Source organism: Allohahella marinimesophila (genome assembly GCF_039538005.1).
GTDB lineage: Bacteria > Pseudomonadota > Gammaproteobacteria > Pseudomonadales > Oleiphilaceae > Allohahella > Allohahella marinimesophila.
Genome location: NZ_BAABBO010000001.1, coordinates 560290 through 581284, shown reverse-complemented (window position 1 = coordinate 581284; position 20995 = coordinate 560290). Strand labels below are relative to the sequence as shown.

Sequence of the window (20995 nt, the reverse complement as noted above, 5' to 3'; positions counted from 1 at the left end):
ACCTAGCGTATGACCCAATCTATCCGACAGTTTCCCAGCAGGCTTCGGACCCAGTCCTGGCGAAGTGATGCCAGCGTGCTCACCTACGGCAAAGGTCGCCATGAACACCTCTGCAATCTCGTGCTCGGCCTGGAAAGCCAGACCATCACGCCGACTGAGCTGATCATTGCTTACATGGCGGACGAACCCTATTCAAACCTGCCGCAGGCGTCATTCCCCATTCGACAGATCCACGTGTCAGCTGATACCGCAGCGCTGCCTCTGGCAGCCGCCAGAAATGCTGCAGCCCAAGCAGCCGTGTCCAGTCATCTGGTGTTTCTCGATATCGACTGCATTCCTTCCCCTCGACTGGTCGAGGACTACATCGCTGCGCTCTCTCACTGGAATGGCCTGCTTGTCGGGGACGTTCGTTATCTACGCAAAGGCGGCAATGCGCCAGGATGGACGCCTCACACGCTTATGCTTGCATCGGTAGTCCATGCCGAGCGACGCTTACCGCCCAAGAATGGTATTGAGCGCTGCACTGACTACAGGGTTTTTTCGTCGATGTCTTTTGCCGCCAGGAAGACGCTCTTTCTCGAGGCTGGCGGTTTCGACGAACGTTATGACGGATACGGTGCAGAAGATAGCGACTTTAGTCGCGAAATGTCCGAGCTCGGCATCGATATAGGCTGGTGCGCTGGAGCGACGGCCTTCCATCAGTATCATCTGCAGCACAGACCACCAGTTCACAGGTTACAGACCGTATTGGCCAACAACAGAGTCTATCGGCAGAAGTGGGGGCAAAATACAATGGAGCATTGGCTTCGCGCGTTCGAGAGGCTTGGCCTGATAAAGCCGGCGGGCGATGACTTCGAGATTCTCAGAGACGTCACTGATCAGGATCTTCTGCTGACACAGCAGAGCCCAAACGACGCCTACGCCTCTACTCGTGCATTTCTCGACAGGTTGGACGTGACTACCTCTGAAGAGAACGGCACACACTCCACTGCTTCGGTCCTGACGGCGAGCGCGTCGCCTGACTGACCTTATATGAAGTGGCGACCTATTTGCCGCGAGCAGATATCTCAGCCGCTACCTTTTATAACGTTAGTTGTAGGGACGTCTGCGCCGAGTGTAGTACTTACGCGCTCTCCTTCTGCCTGCTGATCGTCTAAGGGCAATTGAGCCAGGCGTCGTTTCTGCCGAAAAGGCCGATTGGGGTCGGATTTCATGATAAGGCGTTCGTCGTGAGTTACCAACATGGTCTAATCTCTATTGATGCTTTCAGCTGAACATTCATAATACGTGCCACCCTGAGACGAGACCGTTGTCCATGGCTCACCACAGCCCGCTTGCGCTCATGCGCAGCCGCCAGTTCCTGCCCTTCTTTCTGACTCAGGCCCTCGGGGCCTTCAACGACAATGTCTTCAAGAATGCCCTGCTGCTGCTGTTGACCTTTTCGGCCGGCAGCAGTTTGGGAATGGATATCAATGTGGTGGTCAATCTGGCGGCCGGCTTATTCATCCTGCCATTCTTTCTGGTGTCGCCAATGGCAGGCCAGATTGCCGACAAGTACGAAAAATCTGCCATTATTCGGTGGGTCAAGCTGGGCGAAGTCGTGATCATGAGTCTGGCGGCGGTGGCCCTCATTCTCGATGCGTACCTTGCCCTGCTTCTGCTGCTGTTGGCCATGGGCACACAATCGGCTTTTTTTGGCCCGGTGAAGTACGCCATCATGCCGCAGCACCTTAACGATCGCGATCTCGTTGGGGGCAATGCCCTGGTGGAATTGGGCACCTTTCTGGCTATTCTCGCAGGCACCATACTGGCCGGTGTATTGTCCCCACTCAGCGCGGCCAGCACCTGGATAGCCATCACAGTCGTCGTACTCGCCGTGGCTGGCTATATTGCCAGTCGAGGCATACCCGAAGCAGCCGCCAGCAACCCCGGTTTGAACATTGACTGGAATCCGTTTACGCAGCTTGCCAACATCTGGCGGCAAACACGCCGAAATCCGGCCGTGTTTCAGTCGATACTGGCTATCAGCTGGTTCTGGTTCCTTGGCGCCAGCTACCTGACGCAGTTTCCGAACTTCACCAAGGATGTACTCTCATCTGGCGCCGGCGTGGTGACCTTGTTACTGGCCGTGTTCTCGGTCGGTATCGCAGTCGGATCCCTGCTGTGCGAGCGGCTGTCCAGAGGGCGGGTCGAACTCGGTATCGTACCCATCGGCGCTTTCGGTCTGACTGTTTTCGGGGCCGACCTGTACTTCGCTGCACTCGCCCTGCAGACGACGCTGGCGGAGGCTGCGGATCCTGAACTGCTCAATACGGTCGCCAGTCTCTGGCGCAGTGCGGGTAGTGGACGACTACTGGCCGACCTCGGCCTTATCGGACTAAGCGGTGGTTTGTTCATCGTTCCGCTGTATGCATTGATCCAGCAGCGAAGTGCGCCTGCGCAGCGGGCCCAGGTCATTGCAGCCAATAATGTGCTGAACGCCCTTTTCATGGTCGTCAGCGCTGTGTTCGCCATTATTTGCCTCAGCATATTCGCGCTGTCGATACCGGCTTATTTTCTTATACTGGCCTTGATCAACCTTGGCGTGAGCATCTACGTGTTCAGGCAGGTGCCTGAATTTGTATTCCGTTTCATCATCTGGTTGCTCGGTCACACGATCTATCGCGTACGCACCACTGGCCTCGATAACCTGCCCGAAGAAGGCCCCGCTCTTCTGGTATGTAATCACGTCAGCTACGCTGACGCAGTCATCATCGGCGGTGCCATTCACCGCCCTGTTCGCTTCGTGATGGACCGCACCATCGCGGGCCTGCCTGGCATGCGCTGGTTCTTCCGCATGGCCAAGACGATCCCCATCTGTTCTGAGCGTGCAGATCCAGCAGTCTTCAACGCCGCCTTTGCTGACATTCGCGCCTGCCTGGAGGCCGGCGAGGTGGTGTGTATTTTTCCTGAGGGTCGGCTTACGAAGGATGGCGAGATTGCACCATTCCGCAAAGGCGTCGAGCGGATCATCGCAGATACTCCGGTGCCGGTCGTACCCATGGCTCTACAAGGCCTGTGGGGGTCGGTATTCAGCCACGCTGGCGGCACAGCACTCACCAAACTTCCGCGTAGGTTCTGGTCACGAATCACACTCGTGCTCGGCCCGCCAGAGCAGCCGGACCGAGTGACGGCCGAGCATTTACAGACTCGGGTCGAAGATCTCAGGGGCAGTCTGAAGTGATGGCATGGCATAAGCGTAATAGGCCGGTAACCCTTTCGCGGGGCTCAGTTCTGTAAAGTGCTCCGCATGATTGTATTCAAACTCTTTCTGAGCACGACGGGCCTTTTTCTGCTTCTGCTGGCGGGCCCATTGTTCATGGCGGCGTGCAGCCCCACCAAAAGCGTCAAGAGCTGGCACCAGGCGGACCGCTCCAGTGCCGGGATCGCGCCATCGCCGTCGGAAGTCCCTGAAGCCGTAGTTCAGGTTTACGGCGCCAGGGCGTATAGCTGGCGCGGACACTTTGCGGTGCACACCTGGATTGCGACCAAGGCCGCTGATGCGCCGCATTTCAAGGTGCACGAGGTGGTAGGTTGGGGCCGGAACAAGGTCAGGTCAAGAACAGGCAAGCCCGATCACGCCTGGTATGGCAACAAACCTGCACTGATCGCTGACATTCGGGGCGAGCGCGCCGCTGCGATGATTCCGCAGATCGATCAAGCCATCGTAGATTATCCTTATCCTGATCGATATCAGGCCTGGCCGGGGCCAAACAGTAACACCTTCGTCGCTTGGGTGATTCGAGAGGTCCCAGACTTTCGCGTAGCCTTGCCCAACATCGCTATAGGCAAGGACTACCTGGGAGATGGCGTTATCGCGAAAACCCCCACCGGCACGGGTTATCAGTTTTCTCTGTGGGGCTGGTTTGGTGTGATGGCGAGCGTGAGGGAGGGCTTCGAACTCAACGTGCTTGGACTGTCACTTGGTATCGACCCACTGGCGCTGGCGATAAAGCTACCGGGTGTGGGTCAGCTGGGCTGGCGTGATCCCTGGATGGATGGCAAGCCGGTTCAGACGGCTGAGGTCTTACCCTCAGAACCGGGTGAACTGGCGGGCCTCGCAGAGCCAGCGGGGTCGGAGGCACCTCCGCCGGAGCTCTAGCTGACAGCGCTTCAGCGCTCCCAGATGACCTTGTCACCCGAGTTGCAGATCTGTTCCATCAACTGCGTATAACGATCTTCCACCTTGCTTCGCTTGATCTTCAGGGTGGGGGTGACCATTCCGCTTTCAGGCAGCCAATCGTCTTTTGAAATTATGACGCCACAAAGTTTCTCGTGGTTCAGCAGCTGACGGTTTACCTGCTCGATATGGCTTTCAATAGCCGTCTTCAATTCCTCTTTTGGAATCTGCCGAGCCTGTTCAGTCAGTGTCACGATCGCCACAGGCTGGTTCAGACCCGAGCCCGCCAGACAGATCTGTTCGAACTCCTTCATCGAGGCAATCTTGGCCTCTATCGGGGCTGGCGCAACGTACTCACCTTTTTCAGTCTTGAAGAGCTCTTTGATCCGGCCGGTAATTCGCAGGTAGCCATCCTGATCGATCTCTCCAAGATCGCCCGAATGATAGTAGCCTTCGGCATCGATAGCCTCAGCAGTTTTTTCTGGCTCGCGATAATAACCGGTCATGAGCGTCGGCGACTTGAACAGCACCTCCCCTTGCTCGCTCAGCCTGAAACCGCTATCCGGCATGGCCTGCCCGACAGTCCCCGGCTTGCTCTTGCCGCGACGGGCAATGAAGCCATAGGCGAAGTTCTCGGTCATGCCGTAGCCTTCGAGTATCTCGATGCCAAGCGCCTGGTACCAGGCCAGCAACGATGGTGCGATCGGCGCCGCGCCGGAAATCACATAACGCGCTTCAGCAAGACCCAGGGCCTTGCGCAACTTGGCCGCCACGATGTTCTTGATGAACGGAATCTTCATCAGGAGATCAAGCTTCTTCTGCGGCATCTTTTCCAGTATGCCTCCCTGAAACTTCTTCCAGAGTCTCGGAACGGAAAAGAATATCGTTGGCTGAACCGATACCAGATCACGTTGAAAAGTATCGAGCGACTGGGTGAAGCTGACTTGCATGCCACAATAGAGGCTGGTGGTCGCCAGCAGTAGGCGCTCGGCGACGTGGGCCAGGGGCAGAAACGAAAAGCCCTTGTCGTCGGGGCCCAGGTCGAAGATTTCCATGGCGCGAGATCCCACAAGGCGAGTGCCACCGAAAACATGAACCGCACCCTTGGGATTGCCAGTCGTGCCCGATGTATAGACGATGGTCCAGATATCATCATCCGCAGGTACAGGACTGTCCTCGAAGGGCTCGTTCTGCGCAATCAGATCCTTGGTGTGATGCTGGACCTCGCCTTCTTTCGGGAAATCACCATCGGACCCCAGAAAGTCGAAGCCTATTGTCGTCATGCCAGAAGGGATACCGGGTTTGAGCCGCTGCCAGACCGGCTTGTCCAGCTTGCCGACGAAAATGCCCTTCGACTCCGAGTGTTCGAGCACGTAGCGCATGGTCTCGGGCGTCTGATCAAAATACAGGGGCACGCTGACAAATCCACCAAGCTGCATGGCAATGTCGGTCTTGATCCATTCTGCGCAGTTCTTGGAGAGAATGGCGATTTTGTCGCCGCGTTTGAAGCCCATACCGAGCAATGCTGTCACGAGCCCTCGGGCGTGTTTGCCCACGTCGCCCCAAGTGTACTCGTTCCAGTTGCCATCGATGGGTTGACGGAGATAGACCCGATCGGTGGCTGTTTCTTCCCAATGGTAGAACATTTCGATGGGGGTCTTGTTACGGGCGATATCGGCAAGGTTCATGTGTGTGCGCGCTCCAACAGCTGCTTATTGTAATTTTGCAGCCTGATACTACCGGCTCCGAGGCTTGTCCGACAAGTTAGGTGGAGGCTTTGCACAAGCTCAATGCCAAACACCGCACGATCTGCTCATGTTCTGATCAATTTAACGGTCTCTCTGCCTGTAAATCTGTATACTCCGGCCCGTCCATGGATGGAGATCCCCGCTTGCTACGCCCTAAAAACCACGCGCTTGCCTATTACTGCTTCGCAGTTCTGCTCTCGATCATCACGCTGGCTGAATTTCTGCACTTCAACTTTCTCGGAAAGCTTGAGAGTGGCGCCTACGACCTGTCGCTGAAGCACCGTCTGTTCCATGCGCCGGCAGATCCGGACATCGTCATCATCGATATCGATGAGAAGTCGCTGGCGGCCATGGGCGAGGAGTATGGTCGCTGGCCATGGCCGCGGACTGTGCTGGCTGAATTCGTCGAAGGCCTGGAGGCACAATCCCCGGCAGCCGTCGTATTCGACATCCTGTTTTCGGAGCCGGACATCTATAATCCTGAGTCCGATGCCTATCTCAACTCAGTGGCAGACAGCTACGACAACGTATTTTTTCCGTTTATCAGACTGCCCTCGCATAATGACTCGCTGAGTGAACTTCGCCCATCCATGGTGCCTGGCCTCGAGCGTCTGGATGATCTGCCGAGCACTGATGCCCCGTTCGCCGCAATCCTGCCCTTTCTGAGCGCAGCGACCTCGTCAGGACGAATAGGCACCAACACCATCCAACCTGAGGACGACGGCATCGTTCGCAGCTATGAACTGTATGAGATTCATGACGGCTGGCTGATCCCGTCGCTGCCCCTGACCCTGGCGAAACGATTGAACGGTGCCGTTCCGCAGGCGCAGTCGTTATTGATTAACTGGAGGGGTGATGTGGGCGCCTATGAGTCAGTCAGCTTCGTGGAGGTTTTCGAGGACTTCCTTCAACGTAAGCCCTCACGTCCGGCCAACGAATTCGAGAATCGGATCATCATCATCGGTTCGACGGCGCCCAGCCTTCATGACCTGAAACCAACGCCAATTGCCCGCTCCCATCCTGGTGTGGAAATACTTGCCACGGGCATCGACAATGCCTTGAACAGGGACTTCATTCGCACCTTTCAGACGCCGTGGGTGCCCCTGCTTACCGCACTTCTTATCATCTGGCTTACCGCCCTTGCCTTTGCACGTCAGATTCCCGTCACGGTGATCGATGGACTGTACGGGGCCAGTCAGGGCGGTCTGCTCGTTCTGGGCTTCGCCAGCATCAACCTGTCGGATTTCTATCTCGACCTCTCCGCCCCGGTCTTCTTTGGTCTCGCCTACTTCGCGGTAGCCAGGGGCTATCAGATCTACAGTACGAAATCCGATTCGCAGCGCGTATGGCAGAAACGCTTTGCCACCCCCGGCCCAGTCGGTATCGGCATCCTGCATTTTCCTTCCAAGACTGAGACCAGACAGCTCAGACGGCAGACGCTGGCCAGAATGAGAAAACTGTTCAGAACTGTTCATGTCGAAAAGGTGCCCGCAGAAAACAGTGCCTTGCAGGCAACTTTCGGCGAGACCTACTTCATCTTCAACCTGTTCGACGAACGGCCTGAACTGTTCGCCACGGGCGCTTTGCACACTCATTTACTCGAAGCTCGCGCCAGACCGATACCAGCGGACTCACTCTTCGTGGCCACCAAGGTCATGCAGTTCGATGCAGATCGCCCTGCAAATGAGCAGCTCTGGAGATCGCAGGCCTTCAAATTACTTCAACAGACCACCAATACAGGGAAGCATAGTGAACAGACACCGACGAATTAATATTGCTTTGCTGGCAGCTGCGTTGATATCTGCGCCACTGCCTTTGCTGGCCAAGGAGGCCAGTCTGGGTAAGCCATCAAGGCTCTACACAGAGCCCTTCAAGGATGCCGCAGTCATCGCAACCCTCAGCGCCACCTCTACGGTGAAGGTGCTGGAGCGCAAGGGCGGCTGGTCGCGGATTCAGCATCAGCAGAGCGAGGGCTGGATCAGAACCCTGGATCTTCGCTTCGGCAAGTCAGCAGAAGGCTCGGTGGTGGCAGATACCTTCGGTCTGGCGACCGGCCGTGCAGGGAGCGGCAATGTCGTGGCCACTACAGGTATTCGCGGCCTGGACGAAGAAGACCTCAAAAGCGCCAATTTCAGTGCTGAACAGATCTCGCTGGCCGAGAGTTACCGCATAGACGCCTCAGTGGCGGAAAGTGCAGCAGCTCGTGCTGGACTGCAAAGCACTACGGTCGAGTACTTCGAGGATATTACCAACGCCACACCCGCTGCCAGGAGGCACGACCGATGAAACTGCTCAGCACCATCTGCCTTCTCGCTACTGTCAGCCTGTCACTCTCCAATCCAGCTATCGCGTTCGATCTCGGGGGGCTGGCGGGCGATATTCTCAATAAGGCCACATCGTCCACTGCGCCCGGTGACGACAGTTCAGGTGTCAGCGACCTGTCCCGAGGGCTCGAGGTCCTCTCCATCCTGACCACCGACGTGGCAGAAGATGAAGAGGTCGCCATCGGGCGTGAAATTGCCGGTCGATTGCTCGGTGCAGCGCCGCTGGTGGCAGACGCCAAGCTCCAGCGCTACGTGAACCGGGTTGGCAAATGGGTGGCCCTGCAATCTGAAAGACCAGGACTCGAATGGACCTTCGGCGTCATCGACTCGGATTCCGTCAACGCCTTCGCGAGTCCAGGCGGCTATATCTTCGTTACCCGTGGCCTCTACGCCCTGCTGAACAACGAGTCGGAACTCGCCGGCGTTCTAGGCCATGAAATTGGTCACGTAGTCCGTCGCCATCACCTCGAACTACTGAATCAGTCAAAGCTGGTCGATACCGGTTCCAAAATACTCAGCGACAAGGTCCGCAACCGGACCCAGGTCGTGGACAACCTCATTGGCAACGGGGCCGAGATTCTGGCGCGCGGTCTGGATAAAGATGCGGAATACGAAGCCGATCTGATTGGCATCGTGCTGGCCTCCAGGGCAGGCTATGAGGCCTATGGCCTGCCGGTTGTGCTGCAGGAAATTGGTCATTCATCGGCCGCCAGTAACGAAGGCGGGCTGATGTACAAGACCCACCCACTACCCGCTGACCGATTGAGCAGGCTCAACGAATTTGCACCCAGATTCCCGGAGTCAGGCCAACTCGCCAGCACAGGTCTGTATCCGCTGAAGAAGCGCTGACGCCTCTCTCAGAGGCGTCAGGAGTAGGCCTTTAGGACAAGAATCGATCTCGCTGTGCCAGCCGTATACCCAGCTGTATAGACAAGCTGGAGATATGATTTTGGTCGGTTTCACGATGAGCACAGCGAGCGATGACAACTGGGTAATTCACAGCACCGGCGGTCCGGTATTGGCTACAGCAGTCCATGCAGGACATGCCATGCGAGAGGAGCTTCGCCCCTACCTGGAGGCCGACGAAGCTGAACTCAGACGTGAAGAGGATCCGCTGACTGATATCTGGGCTTCGGCCGCTCCTGATCATTTTCTCTGCCGAACGTCCCGCTTCGAAGTCGATCTCAACCGCTCGCGCGATATGGCGCTCGCCACCAACCCGGAACATACCTGGGGAAAGCGCATCTGGCGGGAAAGCCCACCTCAGGCCATGATCGAGCGCTCGCTTGCGCAACACGACCGCTTCTACGGGTTGATGAGCGACTGGATCAAGTCGCTCATCACCACTCACGGCAAAATACTACTTCTCGACATCCATTCCTATAATCACCGTCGCGATGGTGAATACGCGCCGCCCGCGTCTTCTTCAAGCAATCCTGATATCGACCTTGGACTCACCGAACTCAATCATGACCGCTACGGCTCGCTGATCGACGTTTTCAGCGAGGCGCTCGCTCAGGTGCCTTGCCAGGGCCGCAGACCAGATGTTCGCGGCAACGTCCGCTATCCCGACGGTGGGCATTGGCCGGAGTGGGTCTTCGCCGAGTTCGGAGATGATGTCTGCACTGTCACCCTTGAATACAAGAAGTTCTACATGGACGAATGGACCGGACACGCCTACCTGCCAGTGGTGGAAGATCTGCGTAGCGGGCTTGCTCATGCCATCGAGGCAGCTACACGGGAGCTAAGACAATGTCGTTAAAAGCGGATCTGGACAGTGGTAAGAAAGTCGATCACCTCAGGCCACTGCCGCCGATAGCGGCCGAAGTCGACCGGGCGCTGGTGGGAATCGACGACAAGGTGGATTGGCTGTATTACCTGTCGCCTCTTCATAACGATGATATCTGGGAAGCCTTTCAGAAGAGCGGTTACAAGGATGAGCCCTTGCTGGAATATGTCGACATTCCGGACGATTTCAAGCTGCTGCGGAAAAGCCTGAGAGAACTCCAGGTTGACGATATCGAGCACCCTGCTATTCACGCTCTTCTGCTCGAAAAGCAGAAAGAGCTGGAATTGCAATGCGAACTCGTCCTGTTACGTGATACCGAGGGCTTTGTAGCCGTCTCGGTCGACCTGTTTGGGGGCACAGATCGCGCCCTCCTGCATACGGCTGAACGGATTTTGCGCAGCGTCAAGGATGAAGATCAGACACTCGATACGGCGGGCGCTGACGATGTGGCCGCCGCCGCCGAGCGACACCTCGCACACTATCGTCAGTCAGCGCCGGATCTCGCTTCCAGAGTAATCATTCAGCCCGACCTCAACTCGATGATGATGGTGCATCGCGGCAATCTTGAAATTGCCCGCAGCGTGCACCTCTCACCCGAACGGATTGAAGCGCTGATGGCCCACGAAGTCGGTGTTCATGTCGTTACGCGCTATAACGGCCATCATCAGGTGTTGAAGCAGCTGGAGGTCGGCCTGGCGCATTACGATGCCCTGCAGGAGGGACTGGGCACCCTGGCGGAGTATCTGGCCGGGTATTTACCGCCCAGACGATTGCGAATCATAGCTGCGCGCGTCGTCGCCAGTGATCTCGTCATCCAGCGCAAGAATATTGTAGACATTTTCGCGGTGCTTCACGAGGAGCATGGCCTACCCGCTGAAGATGCCTTTGACATTGCGGTGAGGGCCCGCCGTGGTGGCGGCCTCACCAAGGACTCCGTCTATCTCCACGGACTGCAGAATCTGCTTGAATATCTCGCAGACGGTGGAAGCCTCGAGTTCCTGTATCTCGGCAAATTTGCGCTGCAACAGCGCTTCATTCTACAGGAACTCGTCGATGATGGTCTGGTGTCACTCCCTCGTCTCCTGCCTCGTCACCTCGAATCTACTGCCTGCCTGGAAAGACTGGAACGTGTTCGCACTCTCAGCGTGGAAGCGCTTTTTCAAGGAAGACCTGAATCATGAAACTCGCCTTTATCATCAATGACATCTGTACCGAGAAAGACAACTACACCACAATCCGGCTGGCTCGACGTGCCATTGGTATGGGTCACGAAGTGGTGCTCGTCGGTATAGGGAATCTCATCTACGAATCCAACGAGTCAGTCGCTGCCTTGGTAACGCGCCCAAGCCGGACAGATTATGAGGACGATACTGATCTACTGGCCGACCTGCAGTCCGACAAAGTCGAGAAGACACGCTGCAATCTCAGCGAGATGGATGTGGTCCTGCTTCGCTTCGATCCTGCCGACGAAATCAATACCCGTCCATGGGCACCGCCTTCGGCATTATTATTCGCTCAGCTGCTGGCCAATCAGGGCATCATCGTCCTCAACGACCCAACGCATCTCACGGATGCCTCCAACAAAACCTACTTCCAGACCTACCCTGAACTCGTTAGACCAAAGACCGCCATCGTTCACAATGCTGCCGAGATCAAGAATGTGGTAGAGCGCTTCGGCGGAAAAGCCGTCATCAAACCGTTGCAGGGCTCGGGCGGACAGGGCGTGTTTATCATCAACAGGGAGTCGAGTTCAAACCTGAACCAGATGATCGAAGCCAGTCTCCGCGATGGCTATGTCATCGTACAGGAGTACCTGCCGCTGGCAGCCGACGGTGATCTTCGCTTACTCACGCTGAATGGCAAGCCACTGCAAGTCGACGGGGTCTATGCCTGCTTCAAGCGCTATAACGAATCGGGCGATGGTCGTTCCAATATCTCGGCAGGTGGCAAGATCAAGATGGCCGAACCTGATGATGACGCATTGCGCCTGGCTGAGGCAGTAGGTCCGAAGCTGGTCCGCGACGGCATGTATTTTACCGGACTGGATATCGTCGGTAACAAGATGATGGAGATCAATGTCGACAGCCCTGGCGGTATTACCATGGCCGAGGACCTGACAGGCAAGGATTTTTCAGGCGCGATCATCGCCGATCTCGAGCGCAAGGTGAGACTGAAGCGCTATTACGGCGGCAAACTCAGCGTGACCGAACTCGCCGTGATGTAAGCGCCGCTGGAGGCCCCGAGTGACGCTTTACACGTAGCCAGCCTTCTTGAGCATTGAATAGGCCTGATTCAGCCGTTTGGATTCGTCCTCTGCCCGCAGCCTCACATCCGGTGCGGCACCAGCCACCTTGTCCGGATGACAGAGTTTCATTTTCTGACGATAGCGCTTTCTGATGGCGAGCTTGTCTGCCTCTGGACCGAGATCCAGCGCCTGCAGGCAGGCCGAAATCGAATCCGGTGCTGAGTGATCCTGCCTCGACCTGCCCGAACCCGCTTTCCCCCCTGTGGTCGCCTTGTACACGAAAATCTGGCCGTACTGATCGATCTCCATTCTGAAAGGCTCACGACAGCTACCACAGCGGCCTACGCCTGCCTGCGCTGGCAATCGGATGCGCATCTTGCGCTCGCAGCTTGGGCACCAGACAATTTTCTCGTGCTGCGATTGAGCAGAGTCGCTGCGCGGGCTGGCACTACCTTGCGCCGCATGGCGGGTCCGTGTACCAGCTGCATGATCAAATCGTCCTCGCTCGAATACCGACTTTCTGGAAGGCGTGAGGCCGAGCACAATCATCCACAGAACATTGAGGCCGGGTATGAGAAACAGCACCGACAACCAGGCGGGCCAGCCAGTATCACGGCTGCGCTTGGCAAGTATGGCAAGGAAGGGATACAGCAGGAGCAGATAGAGGGGCAGCGAGGCCGTACTGAACAGGCCATTGGCCCAGAGCAGCCCAGTGACTGCGAGAAGCCCCGCCAGAGCCAACCAGTAGCCAGAGCGGCCCAGCCGGCCATTGAAGGATAAATACAGCGAAACGATATCCATGTCTAAACAGTGCTCACATCAGAAAAACGACTCTCGATGGAGCATTGTACGCTAGCAGGGCCTGCTATGGCTGCGATCCAGTTGAAGATCAGCGGTCGAAAGGATAGGCCTCACCTTCGACCGACAGCGCTTGCAGTGTGCCATCCTGCCAGCGAAGCCGCCGGGTACTGAAAACATCATCACTATTATCGTCACACACCTGGTCAGCACTTCTCACGATGAAGGTCGAGATAACGCCATTGCCTGTATTGAATTGCCAGGTGCCTTGCAGTAGCACGTCTGTCATCGCGCCGTTCACCAGGCAGCGCCGAGTGACCAACAGATTGTCATCGCTGACGAAGCTCACCAGCACGGCACTCGCAAGACCATTCTCTGCAGTGGGCTCCAGCACCCAAAGACCCGAAGGACTTGCCGGATCATAGGGGCGTGTGTCAGGCGTGACAGGATCACCATCGGCACCGGGATCGATGGAGCCCTCAAGTCGGGCCAGTTGAGCTTCAAGATGGCTGATAGCATCGATGACAGGGATCAGGCCGATGCGAATGATACTCAGCCCGGAGTTGGGTAGAAGCTGTGTGACCGCAGTTGATGCCGCAAAATCTGCAACCGTCTGCGCAAAGATGACCTGCGTGGCATTCAGTTTGGCCTGCTCAGAAATGGTGATCCCGTTTTCAGGGTTGCCGTCCACATCCAGCGACTGCAGGAGGCGGATGATATTGGTCACCTCATCGTTGATGGTGGCGTCGGCTGACATGTCCAGAGGAGTGACCACTGGCGCTGCAGTGACTTCAGGCAGCGCGAGATCACCTATGGCGAAGGTGACGCTTTCGCCCGGCAGGTAGGTAAACTCCCCCTGCGCAGAGGTCACACCCGAACGGCTTGCGGTACGATAGTCAATATTGGCGACCGGGCTGTCCAGAAAGACACCAGTGAGCACCTGCGGCTCACCCGGCGGCGTCTGCCCTGCCCCACTGCGGTCCGGCTGTTGCGCAACGGGATCTGAATTCTGGACAGGATCACTGTCGTTATCGCTGCTGCTGCAGGCGATCAGTGATAAGGCTATCGAAGCGGCGAGAAAGACATTGAGCGGGAAAGACATACAGGCATCCATGGCATGATTATTCTAAGCGTCCCTGTATTAGGCCATATCGACAAGCTGTGAGCTGTGAACTGGCACACGCTAGCACCCTGTCTAGAGCTGTTGCTTGAATGGCTTCATGGCCACTTCGCCAGCCCGCTGCCAGAGCGAGCGCTGTGTCCATCTGGTGAAGTCGATGGGCTCGCAATGTTCCGAGTCAGCATCGAAGTCCGCATTCAGACGCTCGGCTACGGCCACAGAATCGACCACCATGCTGATCTCTTCATCCTTCTGCATCGAACGCTGATTGAAGTTCGCCGACCCAATGCAGACGAGCTCGCCGTCGACGATGATCAACTTGGTATGCAGCATGGTTTTCTGATACAGCAACAGTGTCACGCCAGCATCGAGCAAGCGCCGGAAACCGTCTTCGCCGCCCAGCTGCGAGACACGCTGATCGGTGTGTCGACCTGGCAGCATGACGGTAATCGACACCCCACGGGCCACCGTAGCGGCCAGCAGATCGATCAGCACCGGATCGGGCACAAAATAAGCAGTGGCGATTCTCACTTCGCGACGGGCTGAAAACAGCAGCGCCTGTATCAGGGTGGCGACATCCGACCAGCCGAGGGCTGAGCTGGACTTCAGCACCTGTATAGTCACGTTTTCAAAAATATCGCTACCCGGCAGACGGACGTGCTCGGGAAGGCTGACCGGAGACATGAGATCTGGTTCCACCAGGCGACCTTCGTCTACCCAGTTACCCAGGAAAGCTGCATGCATGCCTTCGAGACAAGGGCCCGTCAGCTGAAAATGCGTGTCGCGCCATTGCTCTGGATTTTCGGCGTCGCCCTCCCATTGCGACGCGATACCGACCCCACCGGTAAAGCCAATGCACTGGTCGACGAGCAGAATCTTGCGGTGGGTCCTGTGATCGCTTCTCCAGACTTTCCAGGTCGCCATTGGCCGAAACCAGCGAATGATGACACCCGCCTCGCGCATGGCATCCAGTAGATCATCGTTCATCGTGGCTGCGCCATAACTATCAAGTAGTACCCGCACACACAGCCCCTCTCTCGCCTTTTCAGCCAGGGCTTCAGCAAATTCGACAGCAATATCACCAGTCCAGTAGACAAAGGTCAGGAACTCGATACGCTCATTCGCCTGCCTCACGGCCTCAAGCATGGCAGGAAATATCTGACAGCCGTTTCTGAGTATGCGAAGGGTATTATTGTTCGTGAACGGAACACCAAGTGCGTGCTCGAGTACGGCCCGCTTGTGCGATTGCCTGTCTGAATCAGTCATTAGCTCTCCAGTAACAGCGGTGCTGCTATCCGACTTCTCGTAGCTATCATTTTCGAACGTCATGATGCGATCATAACTGCTAACGATCCGATCCGCGACCATCCCTGAGACTGGTCGAATAATTCCTCGGCCCAGCTGGCGGGCTGCCAAGCTTCAGGATCATCTGTAATCTTGCAATGCCGGGCAAATTCGCGAGCAGAATCTTGATGGTGGCCAGCATGGGTGTGGCCATCAAAGCACCCGGCACGCCCCACAACCAGCTCCAGATGATGACACCCAGAAATACCGATACAGGATTCAGTCGCAAACTATGACCCACCGCCGTAGGTGTGATGAACTGCCCCTCCAGCGTGGTGAGGATAAGGAATATCCCAGGCACAGCCAGGGCATCGGTCATCACCGGAAACTCCGTGATACCTACCATGGTCAGCAGACAGGCGGTGCCCATGGCGCCTATGTAAGGAACGAAGTTCAACAGACCAGCTAGCGTTCCCCAGAACAGTGGATTGGGCACGTCCAGCAAAAACAGATAGCCGGCAACCAGCAGACCGAGACAGGTGTTGATGATAGTCACCATACCCAGATAGCGGGAAATGTCGCGCTGAATCTTGGTCGCGATATAGACCGTTTGACGCTTGCCGCGCCAGGTGGAATTGAGTCGGACCATTCTTCGCAAAAAATGCTGGTTTGCCGAGAGCAGAAAGAAGGTCAGCACCAGCGTGATGATGAGATAACCTGTAAACTTCGGCAGGCTTTCTGTCATGATGCCGCTCAGGACGTCCTGCTCCTTGATTTTCACGGACAGCGGCTCTTCACCCCTGGTCACCTGATCCATCTCGGTGAGGTTCTCAACCTCCTGTGAGACCCGCTGCAGATCACCGAATGCCCCGCCCCCAGTCGCGACAAAATCTTTGAGCGCCTGCAGATTGGCTGGTAGCTCTTTCAGCAGTTCAGCCGCGGGCTCGGCCAGAAAGTCAGTCAACACGAGCAGAAGTACGAGCATCGTCATGATAATAACGGCTGCAGTAAAGGCCGAGTGGATACGGTAGCGGTTGCCGAACTTTACGATGGGCAGCAATAGCGAGCTCAGAAGCCAGGCAAGCACGATTGGCACGAGTATGCCCGAGGCAAAATATAATGCCGTCGCCAGCGCCAGCGCTGTCAGTATGAGCAGGCAGACTACCTTGCAACGTTCGATATGCAGTTCGGACTGGGTCATTTCAGAACTCTACTCACAGATTTCATTGTTGTTGACCCGCCAGCCAACCGCATGAGGCCAGCGGGTATTACATCCGGGATGACGTGTCCCCAGGTACTTACTATATACTGGCACAAACCGCTGTTCCTGCCGGAACTTTCCTCCGACCGCCCTGGACTGGACCAATGCCCCCAAAGGATTCAACCCGACGATTCATCGAACAGGTCTCTCAGATGAGGCCGGAAGGCTCGCATGACAAGAGCAGACTCGAGCGTGAATATACGATTGACGAACTGGCACGTGCGACTGGGACTACCACTCGAAACATCCGGGCTTACCAGGAGCGTGGCATTCTTCGATCTCCACGGCTTCGAGGACGGAAGGGTATCTATTCAGATGAGCACTACTCAAGACTCCGGCTGATCGCTAATTTGCTGGAGCGCGGCTACACCTTGTCCAGTATTGGTGATCTACTTACGGCTGTAGAACAGGGAATGGACCTGAAAAATTTTGTCGGCATCGAATCTGCGCTCACCAGCCCATGGACTGATGAAGAAACCGTGGTCATGCCGTTGACACAACTCATGGCCATGTTCGATACGAAAATGACGAGTGAGGCGCTGGCAAAAGCCAGAGACCTGGATCTGTTCCGGATCGAAGGTGATCATGTGTCGATCCGTAGCCTTCGAATGATGCAGGCCGGTGCAGAGCTGGTCTCGACTGGCATTCCGTTCGAGGAACTGCTCGACATCATTCAGATGCTGCGTGGGAATGTGGAACGTGTGGCCAATGAGTTGGTCAAGCTGGTATCCGAGCACGTGCTCGAGAAGTACGATTTCGATGCCACGCCGCCAAAGGAAGACTTACCGCAGCTGGTCGATCTGATCTGGCGACTGCGCCCTCTGGCTGAAATGGCGGTGCATGCCGAACTCGCGCGGGCAATGGAGCGTGCCGCCAACCACTTCCTTGGCGACAGGCTGGAAACCATCATTCAGGAGCTCGAGGTGCTCAAGCGGAAGTGACCGTCGCCAGCCTTCTCGTGGCCACACTTTGCTGCTCAGGCTGCCTGCTGTTCATGTCCGAATGACTCCACTCGTTCCACCAGCTCATCAAGTTGCTCCAGGTGATGCCGGTTGTCATGCTGCCATGGGTGAAAGCCAGGCTTGAACCAGGCGAACCATGACGGCAGGGCCTTGCGGAAAACGCCTGGCCTTAACCAGAGGTGTCTTGTAAGAGACCACCAGCCGCGAAGATTGATCAATGCCCGGCTACGCCGCAATATTCTCAGATAGAAAATTGTGCACAGGGAAAAGAAGATCGTCGTTGCCATAAACAGCGTGGCGCAACGTAGCAGATAGGCCCGGGTGCCGGTACCCACGACTTGCTGATAAACGTCGAAGGCAACCGCCTTGTGCTCTGTTTCCTCGAGGGCGTGCCATTCCCACAGTGCCTTGAAGCGAGGTTCGGCACCCTCCAGGGCTGCCGGACTTTTCAGCAGCGCATCAGCCATGATGGCAGTCAGATGTTCCAGCGCGACCGTCACAGCCAGACAGTACGCTGGTGACGAGACCTTCTGCAGTCGCTTGAGGCGCCGAGTAACACGATCTTCCATAGATTTGATGGGGAACCCAGCCGCTTCCATGGCGTCATTATAGATTTGATGTTCGCGGCCATGCATCGCCTCCTGAGCGATAAATGCCTTGACTGAAGCCTGAAGCTCCGGCTCGTCGATCTGATCACGGTAGTGCCGTACGCTATCGATAAAGAATCGCTCGCCCTGAGGGAAGAACAGCGACAAGGTATTGAGAAATTGGGAGACATGAACGCCATCTGCATGCCAGTCGGTGACGCGGTCGACGGGTAGCAGGAATTTTAGGTTGCGCTGTATTGGATTGACGATACTCATTAGGCATTCCTTCCATAGGTGGCGGCTTGCTTACATTATCTATGTGCCATCGATCTATGGCACATAGATAATGTAAGCAAGCGTGACAGACAAATGCAAGGATTTTTTGCGCAATCACTTGTGCCCGGAACAGGCTAGACTAGTGTGTAATCTGAACCATTAAGCCGTGGCCATTCGCACTGATGCGTGGCAAGGTAGGCGCCTCTCACACCAGATTCCGGATGCTCGAATGTTGTTTTCGATACGTATGCTGCTGTTAAGCGTGCACTTCATCGTCGCCAGCTTGGTCGGCCTCATTGTCTGTCTCTTTCGACCATTCAATCCTGATAACAGCAGAATTGCCGGCAGACTATATGCGAGCCTCGCGCTACCGATCATGGGTGTGCGCCTCAAGGCAGATCCACTTCCCACCAGGGCCACACCCTGTGTGTATGTCGCGAACCACCAGTCCAACTATGACCTCTTTATCATGGGTGGCCTGATAGCCCCAAGAACGGTCAGTCTCGGCAAGAAGAGCCTCAAGTGGGTACCCTTGTTCGGCCAGTTGTACTGGCTCTCTGGTAATGTTTTGATCGATCGTGGGAATGTCATGCGCTCGCGTCAGTCGATGCTGAAGACGACTGAAACACTGCGCCACCGCAATACGTCGATCTGGTTCTTCGCCGAAGGTACGCGAAACCCCAGTGGCGAGTTGCTCCCTTTCAAGAAGGGCGCCTTCCAGATGGCGATCGCCGCAGGTGTCCCTATCGTGCCAGTATGTGCCAGCAGCTACATGAAGCATATTGATTTGAACCGATGGAACAGCGGTAGGATATTGCTCGATTCACTACCGGAAATTCCCACTGCAGGCCTTACTGCTGAAGACGTACCAGCCCTGCTGGCACAATGCCAGACGCAGATGCAACAGCGTATCCGGGAACTGGATTCACAGGTGGCCTAGTCATCTGAAGACAGTGCAGAAAATGAAGATCTGTTAGCTGCTGGCCTCAGTGTCCGTCTTGGGGAGTTCAATCAGAAAGGTCGTGCCATCCTCGGAGGTTGAGGTCAGACTGACCATGCCGTGATGCGCCTGCACGAGTTCCCGCACAATGTAGAGCCCAAGGCCCATGTTCTTGTCAGGATTATATCTGCCTGACATTGTGCTCTCTGCCAGGTCAAAGATTCGCTTGTGATCTTTTGTGGGAATCGGATCGCCAGCGTTATGTACACTAAGTTCCACCGTCTCAGCACGCTCACTACAGCAGACAAGGATCTCGCCTTTCGGCGCGCCATGATGAATTGCATTGCCAATAAGATTCTGGCAAATCTGTCCCAGCCTGCCCGGATCCCACTCACCACGACAATCCCCCGTGTGGAGTTCGCGAAAGACATGCCCAGGATGCGAGCCACGAAACTCCTCCACGACCCGACTGACGATCGCCGGTAGATCCATTGGCACCGGGTGGATGCTCAAGCCTCCCCCGATGCGGCTCTGGGTAAAATCCATCAGATTGTCCAGCATACCTTTCAAGCGGTGCACGCTTCCGAGTATACGAGTCCCGATCTGAACATGGCTGGCGTCAATATTCTTCGTCAGTTTAAGGCTTTCAGCCCCGAAGCTGATGGACTGCAGGGGCGCGCGCAGGTCGTGTCCAAGCATACCGAGAAATATATCGGAATTTTTAATGACAGCATCCGAATACCGCGATATGGACTCGGCCAGCGCCTGATCGATGGCTTCGTTGAATCGAATCACGTCTTCCAGGCCTTCCTGTTCGCGCGACCTCGGCTCTTGAAACCAGAGTCTCAACACACTCGCGCGCAGTGCTCTGTACTCCGCCACCAGCAGGATGACAGAAAAACCCGAGAGCAAACGACCTTCAGCATGAGTTTCGGCGGCAGTTTCTATGTTGCTACCGGGACTCTGTCCTTTGGATTTGCGAGTCCGTTGCCGTTCAGTCTGGTTGGTTGACATGTCGTCGATGATGACCAGCAACATGTCCTGCGCATGATCGCGCAACTCCATGACATCCATATCACCACCAGACGGCTGAATGGCACGCGCAAACGCTTCCCATTCAAGGATGATGGCTTCCATGTTGGCCGAAATGAAGTTGTGCAGTCGCATAAGGCACTCTCGTCGGCGCTCGACTCAAGGTCAAACGTAGTACTGAATAGGAGAGTCTTGCTGCTGGAATCACTAAAAGCGCCTTGTGATGCGCAAGGCATCGTGGCGTGAAACAGCCGCTCCTGACACCCACGACACTACACGAAGCGCCTATCGGAGAGCCAGAAAAACACGTGATAGAGAGTTAACAATGCAGCAGGACAGCGAAGCTGGTGAAATATGGATATATGTAGAAATGGTCGGGACGGGAGGATTTGAACCTCCGACCACCTGCACCCCATGCAGGTGCGCTACCAGGCTGCGCTACGCCCCGAAATCCGAGATGACAAGACTTG

Annotated in this window: 18 protein-coding genes and 1 tRNA gene; 11 read left to right on the top strand and 8 right to left on the bottom strand. The window is 56.1% G+C overall.

Annotated elements, in window-relative coordinates:
- Nucleotides 1–9: 9 nt before the first annotated feature.
- The 3 genes from ABD735_RS02600 (at nucleotide 10) to ABD735_RS02590 (ending at nucleotide 4141) form a co-directional block, all read left to right on the top strand.
- On the top strand, nucleotides 10–1026 hold the full coding sequence (locus tag ABD735_RS02600) for a glycosyltransferase family 2 protein (RefSeq protein WP_344802988.1): 1017 nt from the start codon (nucleotides 10–12) through the stop codon (nucleotides 1024–1026).
- Nucleotides 1027–1315: 289 nt separating this feature from the next.
- On the top strand, nucleotides 1316–3223 hold the full coding sequence (locus tag ABD735_RS02595) for an MFS transporter (protein WP_344802986.1): 1908 nt from the start codon (nucleotides 1316–1318) through the stop codon (nucleotides 3221–3223).
- A 66-nt stretch (nucleotides 3224–3289) separates the two neighbouring features.
- Entirely contained in the window at nucleotides 3290–4141 is an 852-nt protein-coding gene (locus tag ABD735_RS02590) for a DUF3750 domain-containing protein (RefSeq protein ID WP_344802984.1), read from the top strand.
- 11 nt (nucleotides 4142–4152) lie between these two features.
- On the opposite strand, the gene ABD735_RS02585 is transcribed toward ABD735_RS02590, so the two are convergent.
- Nucleotides 4153–5847 carry an AMP-binding protein gene (locus ABD735_RS02585; RefSeq protein ID WP_344802982.1) on the bottom strand — a complete coding sequence of 565 codons (1695 nt, stop codon included), beginning with the start codon at nucleotides 5845–5847 and terminating at the stop codon, nucleotides 4153–4155.
- A gap of 203 nt (nucleotides 5848–6050) precedes the next feature.
- Here ABD735_RS02585 and ABD735_RS02580 point away from each other — a divergent pair, with 203 nt between their 5' ends.
- The 6 genes from ABD735_RS02580 to ABD735_RS02555 all read left to right on the top strand — a co-directional run bounded on the left by ABD735_RS02580 (nucleotide 6051) and on the right by ABD735_RS02555 (nucleotide 12244).
- The gene (locus ABD735_RS02580; RefSeq protein ID WP_344802980.1) at nucleotides 6051–7679 is read left to right on the top strand and encodes a CHASE2 domain-containing protein; all 1629 of its coding nucleotides are present in this window, start codon (nucleotides 6051–6053) and stop codon (nucleotides 7677–7679) included.
- Nucleotides 7657–8193 carry an SH3 domain-containing protein gene (locus ABD735_RS02575; RefSeq protein ID WP_344802978.1) on the top strand — a complete coding sequence of 179 codons (537 nt, stop codon included), beginning with the start codon at nucleotides 7657–7659 and terminating at the stop codon, nucleotides 8191–8193. Before ABD735_RS02580 ends, ABD735_RS02575 begins: the two co-directional genes overlap by 23 nt.
- Nucleotides 8190–9080, top strand: a complete 891-nt coding sequence (locus ABD735_RS02570; protein WP_344802976.1) for a M48 family metalloprotease — start codon at nucleotides 8190–8192, stop codon at nucleotides 9078–9080. Before ABD735_RS02575 ends, ABD735_RS02570 begins: the two co-directional genes overlap by 4 nt.
- Nucleotides 9081–9195: 115 nt before the next feature.
- Complete coding sequence (locus ABD735_RS02565; protein ID WP_344802974.1) at nucleotides 9196–9993, top strand: N-formylglutamate amidohydrolase; 798 nt, start codon at nucleotides 9196–9198, stop codon at nucleotides 9991–9993.
- The gene (locus ABD735_RS02560; RefSeq protein ID WP_344802972.1) at nucleotides 9984–11201 is read left to right on the top strand and encodes a tyrosine/phenylalanine carboxypeptidase domain-containing protein; all 1218 of its coding nucleotides are present in this window, start codon (nucleotides 9984–9986) and stop codon (nucleotides 11199–11201) included. The genes ABD735_RS02565 and ABD735_RS02560 overlap by 10 nt, the downstream gene beginning before the upstream one ends.
- On the top strand, nucleotides 11198–12244 hold the full coding sequence (locus ABD735_RS02555; protein ID WP_344802970.1) for an ATP-grasp domain-containing protein: 1047 nt from the start codon (nucleotides 11198–11200) through the stop codon (nucleotides 12242–12244). Before ABD735_RS02560 ends, ABD735_RS02555 begins: the two co-directional genes overlap by 4 nt.
- 27 nt (nucleotides 12245–12271) lie before the next feature.
- On the opposite strand, the gene ABD735_RS02550 is transcribed toward ABD735_RS02555, so the two are convergent.
- The 4 genes from ABD735_RS02550 to ABD735_RS02535 form a co-directional block, all read right to left on the bottom strand.
- Nucleotides 12272–13066: a DUF805 domain-containing protein gene (locus ABD735_RS02550; RefSeq protein WP_344802968.1), complete on the bottom strand. Its 795-nt coding sequence runs from the start codon at nucleotides 13064–13066 to the stop codon at nucleotides 12272–12274.
- A gap of 88 nt (nucleotides 13067–13154) precedes the next feature.
- A complete protein-coding gene (locus ABD735_RS02545) occupies nucleotides 13155–14165 on the bottom strand; it encodes a hypothetical protein (RefSeq protein ID WP_344802966.1) in 1011 nt (336 codons plus the stop codon).
- Between the two features lie 93 nt (nucleotides 14166–14258).
- Nucleotides 14259–15449, bottom strand: coding sequence for a phospholipase D-like domain-containing protein (locus ABD735_RS02540; RefSeq protein WP_344802964.1), 1191 nt, complete (start codon nucleotides 15447–15449; stop codon nucleotides 14259–14261).
- A 79-nt stretch (nucleotides 15450–15528) separates the two neighbouring features.
- Nucleotides 15529–16668, bottom strand: a complete 1140-nt coding sequence (locus ABD735_RS02535) for an AI-2E family transporter (RefSeq protein WP_344802962.1) — start codon at nucleotides 16666–16668, stop codon at nucleotides 15529–15531.
- A 164-nt stretch (nucleotides 16669–16832) separates the two neighbouring features.
- Here ABD735_RS02535 and ABD735_RS02530 point away from each other — a divergent pair, with 164 nt between their 5' ends.
- Complete coding sequence (locus tag ABD735_RS02530; protein ID WP_344802960.1) at nucleotides 16833–17669, top strand: MerR family transcriptional regulator; 837 nt, start codon at nucleotides 16833–16835, stop codon at nucleotides 17667–17669.
- A gap of 35 nt (nucleotides 17670–17704) precedes the next feature.
- On the opposite strand, the gene ABD735_RS02525 is transcribed toward ABD735_RS02530, so the two are convergent.
- Nucleotides 17705–18553 (bottom strand): metal-dependent hydrolase, encoded by an 849-nt coding sequence (locus tag ABD735_RS02525; RefSeq protein ID WP_344802958.1) that lies wholly within the window; start codon nucleotides 18551–18553, stop codon nucleotides 17705–17707.
- A gap of 229 nt (nucleotides 18554–18782) precedes the next feature.
- Between ABD735_RS02525 and ABD735_RS02520 the strand changes: the two genes are divergently transcribed.
- Nucleotides 18783–19493, top strand: a complete 711-nt coding sequence (locus ABD735_RS02520; RefSeq protein WP_344802956.1) for a 1-acylglycerol-3-phosphate O-acyltransferase — start codon at nucleotides 18783–18785, stop codon at nucleotides 19491–19493.
- Between the two features lie 33 nt (nucleotides 19494–19526).
- Here ABD735_RS02520 and ABD735_RS02515 read toward each other — a convergent pair whose 3' ends face one another.
- Together ABD735_RS02515 and ABD735_RS02510 are read right to left on the bottom strand one after the other, a co-directional pair.
- Nucleotides 19527–20660: a sensor histidine kinase gene (locus ABD735_RS02515; protein WP_344802954.1), complete on the bottom strand. Its 1134-nt coding sequence runs from the start codon at nucleotides 20658–20660 to the stop codon at nucleotides 19527–19529.
- Between the two features lie 236 nt (nucleotides 20661–20896).
- Nucleotides 20897–20973, bottom strand: a tRNA-Pro gene (locus tag ABD735_RS02510).
- Nucleotides 20974–20995: the final 22 nt, after the last annotated feature.